12 protein-coding genes are annotated in these 16675 nt (G+C 56.9%); 2 read left to right on the plus strand and 10 right to left on the minus strand.

What is annotated here, in order from left to right; genetic code table 11:
* Positions 1-566 precede the first annotated feature (566 nt).
* From JTM80_RS05100 to JTM80_RS05140, 9 genes are all read right to left on the minus strand, one after another.
* Positions 567-1439, minus strand: coding sequence for a hypothetical protein (locus JTM80_RS05100; protein ID WP_172354663.1), 873 nt, complete (start codon positions 1437-1439; stop codon positions 567-569).
* Between the two features lie 255 nt (positions 1440-1694).
* Positions 1695-2711 carry a PstS family phosphate ABC transporter substrate-binding protein gene (locus JTM80_RS05105; RefSeq protein WP_172354661.1) on the minus strand — a complete coding sequence of 339 codons (1017 nt, stop codon included), beginning with the start codon at positions 2709-2711 and terminating at the stop codon, positions 1695-1697.
* 250 nt (positions 2712-2961) lie between these two features.
* A complete protein-coding gene (locus tag JTM80_RS05110) occupies positions 2962-3147 on the minus strand; it encodes a hypothetical protein (RefSeq protein WP_172354659.1) in 186 nt (61 codons plus the stop codon).
* Between the two features lie 148 nt (positions 3148-3295).
* Complete coding sequence (locus tag JTM80_RS05115; RefSeq protein ID WP_172354657.1) at positions 3296-4447, minus strand: DUF3747 domain-containing protein; 1152 nt, start codon at positions 4445-4447, stop codon at positions 3296-3298.
* Between the two features lie 452 nt (positions 4448-4899).
* Positions 4900-5193 (minus strand): hypothetical protein, encoded by a 294-nt coding sequence (locus JTM80_RS05120; RefSeq protein ID WP_205370721.1) that lies wholly within the window; start codon positions 5191-5193, stop codon positions 4900-4902.
* Between the two features lie 68 nt (positions 5194-5261).
* Positions 5262-6515: a cysteine desulfurase-like protein gene (locus JTM80_RS05125; protein WP_172354653.1), complete on the minus strand. Its 1254-nt coding sequence runs from the start codon at positions 6513-6515 to the stop codon at positions 5262-5264.
* Positions 6516-6781: 266 nt separating this feature from the next.
* Entirely contained in the window at positions 6782-7393 is a 612-nt protein-coding gene (locus JTM80_RS05130; RefSeq protein WP_172354651.1) for a DUF6391 domain-containing protein, read from the minus strand.
* A 177-nt stretch (positions 7394-7570) separates the two neighbouring features.
* Positions 7571-8470, minus strand: coding sequence for a hypothetical protein (locus JTM80_RS05135; RefSeq protein ID WP_205370722.1), 900 nt, complete (start codon positions 8468-8470; stop codon positions 7571-7573).
* A gap of 229 nt (positions 8471-8699) precedes the next feature.
* Positions 8700-9332 (minus strand): hypothetical protein, encoded by a 633-nt coding sequence (locus JTM80_RS05140; protein ID WP_172354647.1) that lies wholly within the window; start codon positions 9330-9332, stop codon positions 8700-8702.
* A gap of 778 nt (positions 9333-10110) precedes the next feature.
* Between JTM80_RS05140 and JTM80_RS05145 the strand changes: the two genes are divergently transcribed.
* Positions 10111-10596 carry a hypothetical protein gene (locus JTM80_RS05145; protein ID WP_172358834.1) on the plus strand — a complete coding sequence of 162 codons (486 nt, stop codon included), beginning with the start codon at positions 10111-10113 and terminating at the stop codon, positions 10594-10596.
* A gap of 652 nt (positions 10597-11248) precedes the next feature.
* The gene (gene gltB / locus JTM80_RS05150) at positions 11249-15892 is read left to right on the plus strand and encodes a glutamate synthase large subunit (RefSeq protein WP_205371276.1); all 4644 of its coding nucleotides are present in this window, start codon (positions 11249-11251) and stop codon (positions 15890-15892) included.
* A gap of 173 nt (positions 15893-16065) precedes the next feature.
* Here gltB and JTM80_RS05155 read toward each other — a convergent pair whose 3' ends face one another.
* Positions 16066-16488 (minus strand): DUF2721 domain-containing protein, encoded by a 423-nt coding sequence (locus JTM80_RS05155; RefSeq protein ID WP_172354645.1) that lies wholly within the window; start codon positions 16486-16488, stop codon positions 16066-16068.
* Between the last annotated feature and the right edge of the window lie 187 nt (positions 16489-16675).

Raw genomic sequence — 16675 nt, forward strand, 5'->3', positions numbered from 1 at the left:
CACCCTAAATCCCTCTCCCAAAGCGGGAGAGGGGCTTCCAATCTGGCTCCCCTTCTCCGTTTTTGGGAGAAGGGGTTGGGGGATGAGGGCAAACTTGCATAACAGGGATGCGCCCGTCCTCTACCTTAGGTGCAGAAGTGTTGAATCTTGATGGTAAAACTTTACAAAAAGCACTCTCAAGAGGCGGATTATTGAGAATGGAAGCAATAAGTAGGTCATTACAGGCAGAATTATAGATCTTTTGTACTGGATTCAGCTATGAACTTGCCCTGCTAACATTGCGTTCAACACTTCTGCCTTAGGTGATGTAGGGTATGCGTAGGTTATGTAGGGTATGCGTGGCTAAGAGCTAATTTGTAAAGGAGCCTGAAAGCCTTGTTAATCAAGGATTTCCGAGAAACCGCTTTTCCTGGGCAAACATGACCTCAAAGCCACACATGCCAAGAGTTTCAGGTTTCTTAAGATTTGCTTCATAAATTAGCTCTAAAACTTCGATAAAGCTAGCTCGATTCGTCCTCAGGGGGCGATCGCCCGAAATTCCTGTTGCTTTATCCCTGGAGCGTAGATTATGTCGGGGGTGCGTTGGGATCAAATTCCCATATGATGACAACTGTTGAGATGTTGCCCTTCCCTGGGACGACGTTTACGATGTCTACAACCTCTCCCTCAGACGTTCTTAGCTCATAGACTCGCCCGCCGCCATATTCCCCGATCTCTTCAAACGTAAACCCACGCGCTCCGTAAGTGTCTTGCAATCGGCTAAATACTTCCTCTGACCGCAGATCATTAAACCACTGCATCGTTTTGATACCAGGCATCAACTCTTCTGGGTCTTCGGAAACATAGAAACTGGCTGGGTTTCGGAAGACTCCTGGAAAGGGCTGGAGTCCAACACTTCCCTGAATGCCCTGAAGACTTGCCTGTAGCTCCGCCTGGAGCGCAGAGGGATCGAAACTGGCGGCAGCGGCGGCTGGGTCTGGATCGGGGGTGACGGCCGCTACTGGTTCGTTGAGTGCTGGGCTAGCCTCAGGCGTGGGTGACGCTTCGGGCGTGGGTGACGCTTCAGGAGTTGGGGTCGGCGAAGGGGTCGTCACTGGGCTAGGCTGAGGTTCGGGACGAACCGCCGGAACCGGATTGGGACGAGACGCAACAGGGGTGGGACGGGCCTGAGGAGTCGGTGATGGTGCAGGCCTGGGCGAAGGCGATGGAGTCGGGCGAGGCGGTGCTGCCAGAGTAGACAGTTGAATACTTTCTTCTTGAACTTCTTCGGCAGTCTCTTCGGGTTCTGGCTCTGGCTCAGAGGCGAGCGGTAGCCCCAGCACGAGTGCATGGAGCGCGACAGAGGCCAACAACATCGGCCGCCAGAACATCTGCCACGGCGAGGAAGACTTGTGAACTTGGAGTGTGGCGGCTGGCAGACGCGGAGTTGACCGTCCCATGATGAAAGAATGATTGGCTTGAAGAGACTGGGATGAATGTTGAAGGGCTTGTGAAAAAGCTTGTGTAGAAAAGGGCGCGAAGAGAGAAATTTGAGGGGGCGATCGCCCGCTTAATTGCGACGGTTGTCCATCTGTCTATCACCGTTTGTCTACCACCGATAGAGAGTCTCCCTGGAACAGACTCAAAGAAACTGCTCCAAGGAGACCAGAGACTAACCAATCAGCAAAGCGTTGAAAGCAAACCGTCAGGCGCTTCTATCGCTGAGCTTCGAGGCGCAGAAGTTCCTGGATGCTAATCCCAACAGTTTCCCGATTAGCAAAGCGGGTGCCGAATTCGTTGCGCTCCAGCAGTTGGCGAGCCAGCGTGTAGCCTTCGCTGGGCAGACGAACGTAGCCAACCTCATCCACAAGCTGAGGGCTGCTCAGGTAGAAGGACACAAACTGGCGAACTTCAGGGCGCTGTGCGGCGCGATCGCTCACGTAGATGAAGACAGGGCGAGACAGCGGTGTGTAGGTATTATTTTCTACAGCCTCGCGGCTCGGCGCGACAGGACGGCCATTGCCGTTGTCGATAGCCACCGACTTGAGGCGGTTCCGGTTTTCCTCATAGTAGGCAAAACCGAAATAGCCCAATGCACCCTGGTCTTGAACCACACCCTGCACTAGCACGTTGTCATCTTCGCTGGCGGTGTAGTCGCTGCGGCTGTCTCCTGCCTTGCCGTTGATAGCCTCGGTGAAGTAGTCGAAGGTTCCAGAGTCAGTTCCAGGGCCATACAGGTTCATGCGGACATTGGGGAAGCCGCTGCGAACCTGGCTCCAGTTGTTGATGGTGCTGCCCGGTTCCCAGATTTTCTTTAGTTCGGCAGTGGTTAGGCTGGTCGTCCAGGTGTTGCGGGGGTTGACCACAACCGTCAGCGCGTCATAAGCAACCGGCAGTTCGATGTAGTTGATGCCTGCCGCACGGCACTTCTCAATCTCAGATTGACGGATCGGGCGAGAAGCGTTGGAAATGTCCGTTTCACCCGCGCAGAACTTGCTAAAGCCGCCGCCTGTGCCAGAGATCCCAACGGTAACGTTGACATCCCGATTGATTTTCATAAACTCTTCGGCCATGGCTTCGGTGATCGGGAACACCGTGCTAGAACCGTCAATTTTGATCAGGCGATTTGTTTGTGAAAACACAGCAACGGGTACGCTCACCGCTGCCACTGTTGCAGCGATCGCTCCCAAAACCTTCACAAAGCGGTTTAACCGAACTCCGCTTGCCACCATAATGCTTGCTCTCCCAAAGGATGTAAGAAATGTCTTCTTCAACACAGGTAGCGTAGCGGCCGAGCGTTAAGAATTGATAATCCTATAGTGGGGTCTACGTTAAGAAATGGCGATCGTCGAGTTAAGGCGACAGAGCGATTGCAGTTCTGGCGATTTTGGGTTTTATGATTGGCGATTTTAGATTCCAGCAGGCGCTAGTCATCTGGAAATTGCCAGCAGGCGCTAATCATCTGGAAATTGTCAGCAGGCGCTAGTCATCTGGAAATTGCCAGCAGGCAATATATTCCACGCGAATACTGCCGCAGGTGCAAGGGGCTTCTGTGGAAGCAACCCATTCGCGATCGCACTGGCGGCAGTGGCAAAAAATATTGTTGTAGTTCGCCGCATCCAGCACGCGCTGCCATTCGGCGAGTTCTTCGGGCGTAAGGTGAGACATAAGGGGTTAGGAGTGTTGGGGTGTTGGGGAGAGACGGAAAAGGAAGAACGAAGAACGAAGAATGAAACCTCTTCCTTTTTCTGTTTTCTCTTTTCTTTTTTTCTCCCACCCTATCACTCCACCACTCCAAACACCGTTAGCGTTGTTGCTAATTGACTGGCACTACGGCCGCCTGCAAGTTTGCGCTGCTGAGTCGTTGCAGCATTTGATCAGCCGTGGCGCGATCGCGGAATAGACCCGCCTGCATCACAACCTGCCCATTAATCACTGTGCGGAATGCATCGGGCACAATAGAGCGCACACGAGTTTGCACGTCGGGAGAACTGCCATTCACTACCACCCGGAAGCTAAAGCCCAGCGAAGAGGCCAACGGCGACGCGGGTTGGGGTGCTCCGGTAAACACGGGAGGACGGGCAGAACCGACCTGACCGGGCGGGGTTTGTCCCAGTGGCATAGGCGGCAGCGACGGCACAGGTAGCACTGCCACCGATTCGGGTGCGCTGACCGATGGCGGCGGCGGTGGCAGAGGAATGCCGTTCACAATGGTCGGCGACCCGGTGCTGGGCACAGGTGCGGGTGTGGGTCGAGTCACCACAACGCCGGCGGCCGGCGGCGGCACAGGAATCTCAACTGGGGCAGAGCCGACGGGTCGAGACGGCTGAGGTGCGGGCGTAACTACGATTGGCGTAGGGGAGGGTGCGGGCGTTGTGGGACGCGGCGCAACGGGTGCAGGGTTCGTGGCGATCGGGCGCGAGGCACTGGTTAGCGCTGCTAGCGACAGGTCATTGGTCAGATACAGGTGCCCTAAAGGCTGCCCATTGAACGTGCGGCGGCTAAGATACCAGCCGGGGTTGAGCTGAATTCGGTTGAAGCCGCTGGCAGCGCTGCGAGATCGACCAATTTCCAACGTGCCGCTGCCGCTGCTGGGCTGGGCATAGAGGATGATTTGGTTGCCCTGAGTAACAGTGCGGAGGGTGTATTGCAGACCCAGATCCTGTCCGCCAACGCGCACCGAGTAGCCGTTGCGGTCGGTGGCGCGGGCGCAAATGCCCGTAAAGTCAAACCGGGTCATCAGGGCATCAACGGTGCCATTGCTCGATTCTTGCCAGCAGGCGCGGGCATTGCTGACCTGTTCCAAAATGGTGATGCGACTGCCACCTGCGCTGCCCAGCACCACAAAGCGGCTTTGGTCAACCTGGGTGTTGTTGAAGGTGGTGGCGATCGCCTGTTCGTTTAACCCACCCATGCCCAAGCTCAGGGCAGTCAGGGCGGTGAGGGACAACCAGTGTGGACGTTCCATACTCTCTCTCGATGTGGATGTTCAAGGTGTGGCGTTTTCCCTGATTCATAAGAGTGTGCCTAAAAGCGTAATCCTGAGTTCGGTAGATGGGCCGAAAATTCGACAAAGTTATCAAACTTTTCCACTGGGGACTTCCGCAGATCCGCAGAAATTTGCTCGAATTTTTAACGAGCAGCGAGATTGTTTGGTCTGTGTGCTAGCGCGATCGCACGCAAAAGCCAGGGGTCAATCTCCGCAGCTTGCCTTGCAAAGAAAGGGCGATCGCCACTGAGTTGACCACACTGCGCCCGGTTCAGGCGGTTTGCAATCCCTGGGTGAAAGCTTGTGAATCTAGTGACGCGGCTCCTGCTGTAGAAGTTTCGCCACAGGGAGAGAAAGTTTTTGCTCCCGTTCTAGCCCCCGTTCTAGCCCCTGTTTTAACCCCAGACTATAGCCCCGGTTTTAATCCCAGACTATAGCCCCAGATTGATCAGCAATTCCTGCATTTCGCCCCAGCTTAGCCCTTGCTGAAGATAGACCGGATTTGCCGGGTCATAGGGACCCTGGAGGCGATCGATGCTGAGAATCTCTGCATCTGGCAGCAGCACGGGAACGTCAGGATCGTAGGCTGTGGGGCGCGTTAGTGAACTGGAGAAGCCGCGAAAAATGGCGACCTGATCGTCTCCGTCGGCTGTGCGGGCAGTAACCAGCAGAACTTCGCTGGGGTGCTTGAGGGTGTATCGTTCTAGGCGGGTTCCGGGAGACATGCTGGGGTGAAGGCTCAGGGTTGCTTTTGGTTCAATACTGTATCACTCTGCTACCCTATTGCGCTTCTCTAGCTGCCAATGATCGGATCGAGAGCGGCAATCAGGCGATCGCACTCTTCCAGGGTGTTGTAATGCACCATGCTGACGCGCACTACGCCGTTTTGCTGCGCCAGTCCTAGGTCTTCGATCAGCCGTCGAGCATAGAAATCTCCATAGCGGATGCCGATATGATGCCGATCGATCTGCGGCGGAATCGTGGCGCTGTTGAGTTGACCGACCGTGAAGGCGATGGTGGGCACGCGGCGATCGCGGTCTGCGGTAGGGTCGCCCCAGAGTTTCACGCGGGGCTGGCGGTGGAGATAGCTGAGGAGGCGATCGCTCAACAGTTCTTCATGCTCGGCAATGCGGTCGAAGGCATCGCTGAGGCGAGCAGACAGGTCAGATGAGGGGCGATCGCTGCCATGCTGCACAGCCAGATCGCTCAGATAATCCACAACACCCGCCGCGCCATAGCTCAGTTCAAAATTCACATTTCCAGGCTGAAACTTGTAGGGAATCGTTTCCTGGCCGATGAAGTAGTGATTGATTCCCGGCATGGTCAGCAGGTGTTCCCGCTTGCCATACAGCAGCGCGTAGTGCGGCCCATAGACTTTGTAGAAGCTGAACACGTAAAAATCCACGTCCAGCGCCTGCACATCCACCCGGCGATGGGGCGCATAGGCCACGCCATCCACGCAGATCATTGCGCCGCGCTCATGCACCAAGTCAGCGATTTGGCGAATCGGGTTAATAGTGCCCAGGATATTGGAAACATGAGTCAGCGCCACCAGCCGAGTGCGTGGGGTCATTAGCTGTGCCAGTGTGTCCAGATCAAGCTGGAGCGTTTCTGGATTCAGGTTCCAAAACTTGACGATGATGCCCTGCTTCCGCAAGTCCAGCCAGCAGCCAATGTTAGATTCATGGTCGCAATTTGTGACGATGATCTCATCACCGGGGCGAAAGGTCTGCCCCAGGCACAACGACAAGATCCGCAGCAGCAGGGTGGTGGAACCGCCCATCACCACTTCGCCCGGCTCGGCGGCGTTGATTAGCATCGCGGCGGCTTGGGCTGCTTCGGCAACCCGTGCAGTCGATTGCTGCGACACGTTGTAGGATGCGCCAAGCTGCACATTGGTCGTCAAAAGGTAATCGCTGATGCGATCCGCAACCCGCTTCAGGGTTTGGGAACCGCCCGCATTGTCAAAAAACACCCACTCTCCTGCCAAAGCTGGAAACTGGGCGCGGACGTAATCAAGCTGGAGCGGACGAGCAGTCGTGAGCATGGCGAATCCTGGGATAGTTGGGCGATAGTTGGGTAGGACTTACGCAGTTGGACAATTTCTCGCGGGCGCAGCCTGCGAGAAATTGTCCAAAGTCCAGAAAGCTTATCGCAAGGGCGTAAGTCTGGTTAGGTTCAGAACAAGACCGTAAGAACCTAGTCCAGAATACCCGGCGATCGCCCCTTCATTCCCAATGCAGCCTCCCAATACCGCTTCCCAATGCAAGCTGCCAATGCAAGCTGCCAATGCAACCTGTTTGCTCTACTGTCCTAATCCACCCAGACCACGCGCACAAAATGGGTTGGCTGTCCCCAGCGATCGCCCTGGTTTTCCACCGATAGAATCGCCAGGTTAAACGGAATTGCTGTCGTCAGGTAGCGCTGGGCAATTTGCCCTGCATCCGGCGCAATACTCGCCGCTGCCGTTGCTGCCAGCCCCAGTCCCAAAATCTGCCCCAGCGGATCTTTGGGTAGCACCAGTTGAGCGCCCATCAGCAGCCCCGCCGTCAGCAAGATGCCGACCGATAGATTCGTGCCGCAGCGGGGATGCACTGCCAAATTCCACTCGCCCCCCAACATTCGATGTAGCGCCGTCTGGGCTGCTCGCCGCAGTTGCTCAGTGTCCACCGCGCCGTAAATGTAGAAGCCCGTTTCAGTAGACATGCCACCGAGGCGATCGCCCATGCCGCCGTCTACCAACCCACCCGCCATTTCACTCAGCACCCACACCGTTGCATGTTCCAGTGCATGAACCTGGCGCACCGTCAGGAGTTCCTTTAACCCCGGCACAAACGAAAGCTGCCGTAAAAAATCAGCATCCTGCGTCGGCACAGGCGCAAAGCCGAAGGGCGCATGATTTGCGGTGGATGCAGTTGCAGTCATGACAATCTCCTTTAGAGAAAAAGCAGGCGTGTGCATTGAACTGAACTCTCTGCACACGCCAAATTGCAAGTAACGATGCAAAAGCTACGCAAAAAATAAGTAACTAAAGCTAGCAAGTCAAACGCTGCACACAGAACCCTGAAATCCGCAGTGCCCTGAAAGCAACTCAGGCCTGGGCTACGCACCCGGCACAGGCGGCGGCCCACCCTGCCCCACAGCAATCGGCACCTCTATGCCATACTGCTCTAACACCACCACAGGTTCCTCAGAGCCACGATTCATCTCGATTCGCTTCACCAACACCTCACCATTCGACAACCGCTGCCCCACTCGGACATAGCGGCTAGTCGGTTCGTTTGGAGCCTGCACAATTGCGTGGGCTGTGTTGCCTATCTGAATGACCCCCATCACCTTAACCGCGCGGGCCATAGTTGGCTGGGGCGGCGGCGGCGGGGCCGGGCGCTGAGCCGGGCCGTTTAGCGTTTGCCCCGTCAGGTTGGGAATTGGGGCCAGTTGTCCGGTTCCCGAAGGCGTACCTGTCCCCGCTGCCCCGATTCCTGTAGCCGCCCCCCCCGTACCCGCTTGACCGCCAGGCAGAGACGGAACACGCCCCGTTGCCAGCGGCGGCACTCGAACGCCCTGTCCCGCAGGTGTAACAAAGGGGCGAGTCGTTGCCCCATTTCGATTTGGGGACTCAACCACCACTGGTGTAACCGTAACCTGGGCAAAGGGATCGGGGCGATTGCGCTGCACTTCTTGAACACGCGCCTGGGGATTGGTAGAAGCGATGAGTTCGGGGGGCAGCGTGCCCGCAGGCAGCCCAGGAGAGGGAGCAGTTGCCGTGGTTGGGGCGGTGGCAGGAGCCGCCGGAACCGCAGCCGGATCAGCAGGCATCGCGTTTGGATCGGCTGCTGCATTAGGGTCTGCGGGTGCATTTGGATCCCCGACGGCTCCGGGTTCCGCAGGCGCGTTGGGGTCTGTGGGCGCTGTCGCCGCAGGCTCTTCCGGCGCACTCCTACAGCTTCCCAGCCACAGTGCAAGCGTTCCTAAAACCATAACCAGAGCAGTTCGGCGCATATCAGCCCCCAAAAAAACCTACAATCCTCTACGACCCGTCCACAATGCCAATTTCAAGATGCTAATTCACCAACCCACAAACCTGACTTGACAGGCTTGATTAATCCGCCTTAACACAACTCATCCGCTGATATCTATTTCCGCTGATATCTATTAAAGATACTGCAGAAACTTCGGATTTGGCTGAACTTCATCGGTTTAGCGACCCGCAGGGTTCTACTTTCAAGGACTAGCGCTGTGCGGCTTGCGTGGGCAGCGAGAAGGGGAAGGTCGCAACGGGCTGCTGATCGCTGACGGAGCCTTCGATCGTGCGGGTTGTGCCTTGGACGAGCAGCGTTAGGTTAAAGGGGATGCTGCCACCGCCCCCACCAGGGCAGCGAGTGAACAGATTCACTTCAATAGAAAACTGCCCCTGGGGTGCTCTGCCCGACGGCCAGAAAATATTTTCAATGGGGCTGGTGTTTTGCTCTCCACAGCCTGCGTTTGCGTCTACGTCGAGCTGGCCGCCAGAAGGCACACTGCGGTTGTAGTACGCAACTATGTTGCCCGATGGGTCGCGGACTGCCAAATCCAGATCGTCAGTCGTCGTCCACCGCAGCGTGACCTGAATATCGCCGGTGCCGAGGGTTGGTGTAGAACTGGCTTGGGCTGGGGGCGTAAAAGGCTGAGCAGAGGGGCAAATATCGGATAGGTCGATGAGCCGACCCGTTTGGGTGATCATGAAACAACCCTGGCGCTCCTGAGCCAGTCCAGCGGGCATAGCCACTCCTAGAACAGAGGCCGCAGCGGCGATCGCCAAGAGCCATTGGGCAGAGACAGGGATCGGAGTCGGGAAGGGGGTGGGTAAGGTGAATGGCTTCATGGGCTTTGGGCAAGTTGCAAGGGTGTTGGTGCTAGGGTTCCCATTTTGATTTAGAAGAGTTGCACTAGATTAAGATGCAGGCTGCTAGAGCGGATCAGGTGGAGAATTGAGGGCTGTGGAAAATTTGCACAGACTGAAAGCTGGAATAATACCCAACTTTTAGCGCAGAAGTTGCAGATTTTTTCAAAAAAACTGGATCTCTTGCTCAAAGATGAGCTAATGTTTGGTAGTTAAATCTTATTAGATGAATCTTGCCCCAGAAATTCGTTGCCATTTTTTAAAACTGTTTCAGCCCTGACGGATCAAGTTTTTGCTCAATTATCCCCAGTTTTTTTGAGTTGCAGCCTCAAGGCGCAAAAAGCTTTTTCACTGGCGACTTGCTTGGGTGTTGTACTTGCGGCTAGTAGTCATTTCTAAAAGGTATCCAAAGCGCTAAGTCTCAAGAAGCAGGAATGATTTTGGGTTGCTGTTTGACCATGTATGGATTTTTGCATCCCTACTAGCTTGCGGGGCTGCCCATAGTTCTTGAGGGATTCTTGAGACTGTAATCCTGAAGCTGTAAATTCCAAGTTTGCAAATTCCGAACCCCCGACCTGGTTTGAAAATTACTGCCCAACTATTGCCCAGCGCTTTGTAGTGTGAGGAAATTGGTATGAACCGTTGCGACGCCTTCTTATCCCGCAGTTTTCGTCAGCTTTATGCAGCGCTCGATACACTATCAATTGCCCGGTTCGGAGCCGTGCTGGGGGGGGTGGCCCTGTCGGGTGGGCTGTCGCTGATGGCAATTTCCGTAGGGATCGCTTCGCGAATCGCCCCAGCACAGGCACAGGCGGCTTACGGCAGCTACGTGGGGATTGGCGGCTCCTTTGGATTAACCGAAGGCGACGATGCGTTTGGCGAAGATTCGGCTTCGGGGGCGGTGATTGCGGCCCGCTACAAGCTGCTACGAGTGCCTCTCTCCATTCGGGCGCAGTTGCTATTGAGCGATCGCAGCGCCTTTGTGCCAACGGTTTCCTACGATATTCCGCTGAATTGGCAGACAGATTTGTACTTGGGCGCGGGCGCGTCTATTATGTTGGGCGGTGGTGACAATACTTCGCCCATCGGCAATCAAAGTAGCTTTGTTCTGCAACCAGGTATTGACCACGCATTGCCCAACAGCAATTTGGTTCTCTTTGGCAACGCAATTTTCGCCTTTGATGGCTACGACGAAGGCAACAACGCCGCGATTTCAGTGCAGGGCGGGGTTGGTTTGCGCTTCTAGACCTTGGGCTTCTAGGATTCATGCTTCTGGACTTTGGGCAGCTCGCGACCAAAGTTCTGAAATCTATGCGCCCGTGAAAAGAGTCGTGCCGAGTGCCGTGCCGTATGTAGGCGTTTCGATCTCTCGGTCTAATGTGCCGTTCTGAAGGGCACGCGGGATTTCAGTTGCAAAATCCGCATCGCTTCACCTAGAATTCATACTCTATCCTGGTAGGTAGATATTCCAAACTAAAACGGCAAGGGGGTCGCTGGCGATCGCCCTCTACTTGACGCTGCGCCAGTTTCTCAGCGTGCCCTCTCTCAAAAGTTGGATCAAAACCTGGGCATAGTGTTACGTATGCGTCTCTCCAGAAAGAAATCCGACCCTAGAGTGGGATAGCTGGAGGCGGTTGCGATCGTTTGGGCGGAGGGTTTCAGCAGTTGCCCCTGTACGGGTTAGTGCAGCGCAGACCGTCTGAGGTGAGATAGAAGGAATGGACGCTGGCTGGGATTGCTGGAGCCAAGGGCAGATTCGCGTTGCTTGGGCGGGCGGATTGAATCGCTCACCAGTTCACCACCCCAGAGCCTAAAGCAGTTTGGGGCTTGGGTCGGTTTAGGGTTACTTCAGGGTTATTACAAAACAGGTCTTTTCGTTGAAAGTTGCTATGGGTGGAATGGGCGTGAACCAGAACGAATGGATGGGGCAGGGAACCACGGGCTATGCGGGACAGCGGTGGCTGGTGGAAGAGCGCGACGCTTGTGGGGTCGGGTTTATCGCCGATTCTCAAGGTAGAGCAAGCCATGACCTAGTGCAGAAGGCGCTGGTGGCGCTGTCTTGCATGGAGCATCGGGGGGGCTGTAGCGCAGACCGCGATTCTGGCGACGGTGCAGGGCTGATGACGGCAATTCCCTGGGCGCTGATTGGCGAGTGGTGTCAGTCAGAAGGGGTTGCTCTGCCTGCTGCGGAGAATTTTGGGCTGGGCATGGTGTTTTTGCCGCAGTCTGAGGCCGCAGCGGCGATCGCCCGCGACCTGGCCACCAAAGTTTGGACGGAGTGCGGATTGAAGATCCTCGGCTGGCGCAAAGTACCCGTCCAGCCAAGCGTGCTGGGTGTCCAGGCGAGAGAAAATCAGCCACAAATCGAGCAAGTGCTGGTGCAATCGGCCGACTCTGGCGACGACTTGGAGCGCGACCTCTACTGGGCCCGCAAGCGGATTCTGTCCGTGCTGGCGGATTATCAGGGCGAGTATGCCGAAGCGCTTAAGGACTTCTACGTCTGCTCTTTCTCGAATCGCACGGTTGTTTACAAAGGCATGGTGCGATCGGCCGTGCTAGGTGAGTTTTATCTGGATCTACAAAACCCGCTCTACATCAGCGCGTTTGCTACCTACCATCGCCGCTTTAGCACCAATACCATGCCGAAATGGCCGCTGGCTCAGCCGATGCGCCTGCTGGCCCACAACGGCGAAATCAATACGCTGCTGGGCAATATCAACTGGATGATGGCGCGGGAGGCGGATCTCAGTCATCCGATTTGGGGCGATCGCCTCGAAGACCTGAAGCCCACCGTCCGCCCAGAAAACAGCGACTCCGCCAACTTAGATAACGTGATGGAGTTGCTGGTGCGCTCTGGGCGCGATCCGTTGGCGGCGCTGATGATGATGGTTCCAGAGGCCTACAACAACCAGCCGGATCTGGCCGATCACCCGGAAATTGTGGACTTTTACGAATACTACAGCGGCATTCAGGAGCCGTGGGACGGCCCCGCCCTGCTGGTGTTTGGCGATGGCAAGAAAGTCGGCGCGTCGCTGGATCGAAACGGCTTGCGACCCGCCCGCTATGCGATTACCCGCGATGGCTATATCGTCGTGGCATCAGAAGCGGGGGTAGTGGAATTGCCAGAGGCGGAAATTGTAGAAAAAGGACGGCTGGGCCCCGGACAGGCGATCGCCGTTGACCTGCAATCCCACGAAATTCTGAAAAACTGGGACATTAAGCAGCGCGTTGCCCAGGCTCAGCCCTACGGCGAGTGGCTCAAGCAAAACCGCCGCGAACTGGAGCCGCAGCCTTTCACCACCGAATCCTACCTGGACAGCGTTGCCCTGCTGCGCCACCAGACTGCTTTCGGCTACACCTCCGAAGATGTGGAAATGGTGATTCAGGACATGGCGCAAAAGGGCAGCGAGCCGACCTTCTGCATGGGCGACGACATTCCCCTGGCAGTGCTGTCTGAAAAGCCGCACCTGCTCTATGACTATTTCAAACAGCGCTTTGCCCAGGTGACAAACCCGCCCATCGACCCGCTGCGCGAAAAGCTGGTGATGTCCCTGGCGATGGAACTGGGCGCACGCGGCAACTTGCTGGATGAAAAGCCAGAATACGCCCATCTGCTCAGCCTCAAGTCGCCTGTGCTGAACAACGCGGAGCTAGACTTTATCCGCAACTCGGAGTTTGAAACCGCCAGTCTGTCTACCCTGTTCAGCATTTCTGCTGGGCCCGACGGGCTGCAACAGGCGGTGAATGACCTCTGCCAGCAGGCAACGGCAGCCGTGCGGTCGGGCAAGGCGGTGCTGATTTTGAGCGATCGCCTCTCGTCTAACGGTTCCCTCACCACTCTCAGCGCCAACACCAGCTATATCCCGCCGCTGCTGGCCGTGGGCGCAGTGCATCATCATCTGATCCGCCAGGGCTTGCGGATGAGAGCCTCGCTGATTGTGGACACGGCCCAGTGCTGGAGTACCCACCACTTTGCCTGTTTGATTGGCTATGGAGCCAGCGCCGTATGTCCCTACCTGGCATTTGAAACGGTGCGCCACTGGCACGCCGATCCCAAGACCCAAAGCCTAATGGAGCGCGGCAAGATTGATGCGATTTCGGTGGAAAAAGCGCAGCAAAACTATCGCAAATCGGTCGAGTCGGGCCTGCTGAAGATCCTCTCCAAGATGGGGATTTCCCTGCTCTCCAGCTACCACGGGGCACAGATTTTTGAGGCGATCGGCATCGGCGGCGACCTGCTGCACCTGGGCTTCTATGGCACGGCCTCGCGGCTGGGCGGGCTGAGCGTGGCGGATTTGGCGAACGAGGTGCTGTCCTTCCACAGTCGCGCCTTTCCAGAGCTATCGGTCAAGAAGCTGGAAAACATGGGCTTTGTGCAATATCGTCCCGGTGGTGAATATCACATGAATAGCCCCGAAATGGCGAAGCACCTGCACAAGGCGGTGGACGCGAAGAGCTACGACCACTACGAACTGTACCAGAAGTATCTAGAAGAGCGGCCGCTGACGGCGCTGCGCGATCTGCTGGACTTTAAGAGCGATCGCCCCTCGATTCCGCTCGACGAAGTGGAACCCGTTTCTGAAATTGTCAAGCGCTTCTGCACGGGCGGTATGTCCCTGGGGGCGCTGTCGCGGGAGGCGCACGAAACGCTGGCGATCGCTATGAACCGCATCGGCGGCAAGTCCAATTCTGGCGAGGGCGGCGAAGATCCCGTGCGCTACAAGGTGCTGGACGATGTAGACGGCGACGGGCTATCGCCCACGCTGCCCCACCTGCGGGGACTGAAGAATGGCGATCGCGCTGCCTCTGCGATCAAGCAAATCGCCTCTGGCCGATTTGGGGTTACGCCGGAGTATCTGATGAGCGCCCGTCAGCTTGAAATCAAGATGGCGCAAGGGGCCAAGCCCGGTGAAGGTGGCCAACTTCCGGGCCCCAAGGTCAGCCCCTACATTGCCATGCTGCGCCGCTCGAAGCCCGGCGTGACGCTGATTTCGCCGCCGCCCCACCACGACATCTATTCCATCGAAGACCTAGAGCAACTGATTTTCGACCTGCACCAGATCAATCCCCAGGCGCAGGTGTCGGTGAAGCTGGTGTCGGAAGTGGGCATTGGCACAGTGGCGGCGGGCGTGGCCAAGGCGAACGCCGACATCATCCAAATCTCCGGCCACGACGGCGGCACGGGCGCATCGCCGCTGAGTTCCATCAAACACGCGGGTAGCCCGTGGGAATTGGGGCTGACTGAGGTACATCGTGTGCTGATGGAAAACAAACTGCGCGATCGCGTGCTGCTGCGTGTCGATGGCGGCATCAAGACGGGCTGGGACGTGGTAATGGCGGCGCTGATGGGCGGCGAAGAGTTTGGCTTTGGCTCCATTGCCATGATTGCCGAAGGCTGCATCATGGCGCGGATTTGTCATACCAACAACTGTCCCGTTGGCGTGGCTAGCCAGAAAGAGGAACTGCGGAAGCGCTTCCCCGGCACGCCAGAACACGTTGTCAACTTCTTCTATTTCATCGCCGAAGAAGCGCGATCGCTCTTGGCCCGACTGGGCTACCGCTCCCTCAACGAGATCATCGGCCGCGCTGATTTGCTGAAGGTGCGCGACGGTGTGACGCTGACCAAGACCAAGACGCTAGATCTGTCCTGCCTGATCAACCTGCCCGATACTCGCGAAGACCGCAGTTGGCTGGTTCACGAGACGGTTCACAGCAACGGCCCCGTGCTGGACGACGAAATTCTGTCCGATCCCGCAGTCCAGGCGGCGATTCAAAATCAAACCACTCTTACTAAGTCTGTCGGCGTGGTCAACACGGATCGCAGCGTGGGGGCGCGAGTGGCGGGGGCGATCGCCCGGCAGTATGGTGACACGGGCTTTGCCGGACACCTGACGCTGGAGTTTCAGGGCAGCGTGGGCCAGAGCTTCGGCGCGTTCAACCTCCCCGGCATGACGCTGAAGCTGGAAGGCGAAGCCAACGACTACGTGGGCAAGGGGATGCACGGCGGCGAGATTATCATCCAGCCTGCGGCGGCGGCCAGTTTTGACCCAGCCAGCAATGTAATCGTCGGCAATACCTGCCTCTACGGGGCAACGGGCGGCACCCTCTTTGCCAGCGGGCAAGCGGGCGAACGCTTCGCCGTGCGGAATTCCCTCGGTCGTGCCGTCATCGAAGGCGCAGGCGACCACTGCTGCGAATACATGACGGGCGGTGTGATCGTCGTGCTGGGCAGGGTCGGGCGCAACGTCGGCGCGGGCATGACGGGCGGACTGGCCTACTTCCTGGACGAAGACGGCAGCTTCCCCAGCAAGGTGAACCCGGAGATTATTAAAATCCAGCGCGTCACCAGCCCCGTCGGCGAACAGCAGTTGAAAGACCTGATTGCAGCCCACGCCGATCGCACGGGCAGCGCCAAGGCCAAGCACATCCTGGCCAACTGGGCGACCTATCTGCCCCAGTTTTGGCAGGCGGTTCCCCCGTCGGAAGCCAATAGCCCGGAAGCGGTTTCGGCGGAAGATAAGGTGCTGACGACCACGCCGTAGCGCGGGGCTGCGGTTCAAGCGGCCCGTCTATCGGAGCGAGTGATGGAGTGACGGGGTGACGGAGTGGCGTACATTACTCCAATACTCCATCACCCCATCACTTTTTCAATACTCCATCACCCCATCACTTTGCAGAACCCGTCACGTTTGATCCACACCTAAAAGATCCACACCTAAAAATAGTCGGGCGATCGCCCTCGTTCTCGTTCCTGTTCTACATCCCGCAGGTGCAGATCGAGGGCGACGACCGAAAGCTGGATTTCCCGCAGCGACAGCGCCAGTGAGATCAGCATCATCACCAGGCTGACGGCAAACATCCACCGGCCCGCCGTTTCAAACCCCAGAAACAGCAGCAGAATGCAAATCACGCTGAACAGCAAACTCGCTGCCCCCCACGCCTGCATATTGCGAATCAGCTTGATGCGGTAGCGCAGACTGGCGATTTCCTGCCGCAGCATAGGGTCAGGCTTGCTCTGGTGGCTGGCGTGCAGGTTGCGGATGATGCTGGCCAGCGCCACAAAGCGGTTTGTGTAGGCCAGCAGCAGCAGCGAAATCGTGGGAAATAGGATTGCAGGAGTGGTGATGTCGATATTCATCGGCGCAAAACGAGGAAACCGAGAGTGCGGTAAAACGAGTGGATCAGCGATGATGACGGGAGGGACTCTCGTAGAGTCTCAGGTGTAGAGTCTCAGGTGTAGTGTCTCAGGTGTAGCGGGCTTTTCACAGTATTCCGGTTGCTATTCGTTCTGGTTGCTATGCCGCACAACAGAGTCTCTTACCAAA

This window comes from Thermoleptolyngbya sp. PKUAC-SCTB121 (genome assembly GCF_016919485.1).
In the GTDB taxonomy this organism is placed as follows: domain Bacteria; phylum Cyanobacteriota; class Cyanobacteriia; order Elainellales; family Elainellaceae; genus Thermoleptolyngbya; species Thermoleptolyngbya sichuanensis.

Excerpts from the sequence above, each read along its gene's own strand:
- JTM80_RS05100 (WP_172354663.1), bottom strand. The coding sequence starts at position 1,439 with ATGGGACGGTCAACTCCGCGTCTGCCAGCCGCCACACTCCAAGTTCAC.
- JTM80_RS05105 (WP_172354661.1), bottom strand. The coding sequence starts at position 2,711 with ATGGTGGCAAGCGGAGTTCGGTTAAACCGCTTTGTGAAGGTTTTGGGA.
- JTM80_RS05110 (WP_172354659.1), bottom strand. The coding sequence starts at position 3,147 with ATGTCTCACCTTACGCCCGAAGAACTCGCCGAATGGCAGCGCGTGCTG.
- JTM80_RS05115 (WP_172354657.1), bottom strand. The coding sequence starts at position 4,447 with ATGGAACGTCCACACTGGTTGTCCCTCACCGCCCTGACTGCCCTGAGC.
- JTM80_RS05120 (WP_205370721.1), bottom strand. The coding sequence starts at position 5,193 with ATGTCTCCCGGAACCCGCCTAGAACGATACACCCTCAAGCACCCCAGC.
- JTM80_RS05125 (WP_172354653.1), bottom strand. The coding sequence starts at position 6,515 with ATGCTCACGACTGCTCGTCCGCTCCAGCTTGATTACGTCCGCGCCCAG.
- JTM80_RS05130 (WP_172354651.1), bottom strand. The coding sequence starts at position 7,393 with ATGACTGCAACTGCATCCACCGCAAATCATGCGCCCTTCGGCTTTGCG.
- JTM80_RS05135 (WP_205370722.1), bottom strand. The coding sequence starts at position 8,470 with ATGCGCCGAACTGCTCTGGTTATGGTTTTAGGAACGCTTGCACTGTGG.
- JTM80_RS05140 (WP_172354647.1), bottom strand. The coding sequence starts at position 9,332 with ATGAAGCCATTCACCTTACCCACCCCCTTCCCGACTCCGATCCCTGTC.
- JTM80_RS05145 (WP_172358834.1), top strand. The coding sequence starts at position 10,111 with ATGGCAATTTCCGTAGGGATCGCTTCGCGAATCGCCCCAGCACAGGCA.
- gltB (WP_205371276.1), top strand. The coding sequence starts at position 11,249 with ATGGGCGTGAACCAGAACGAATGGATGGGGCAGGGAACCACGGGCTAT.
- JTM80_RS05155 (WP_172354645.1), bottom strand. The coding sequence starts at position 16,488 with ATGAATATCGACATCACCACTCCTGCAATCCTATTTCCCACGATTTCG.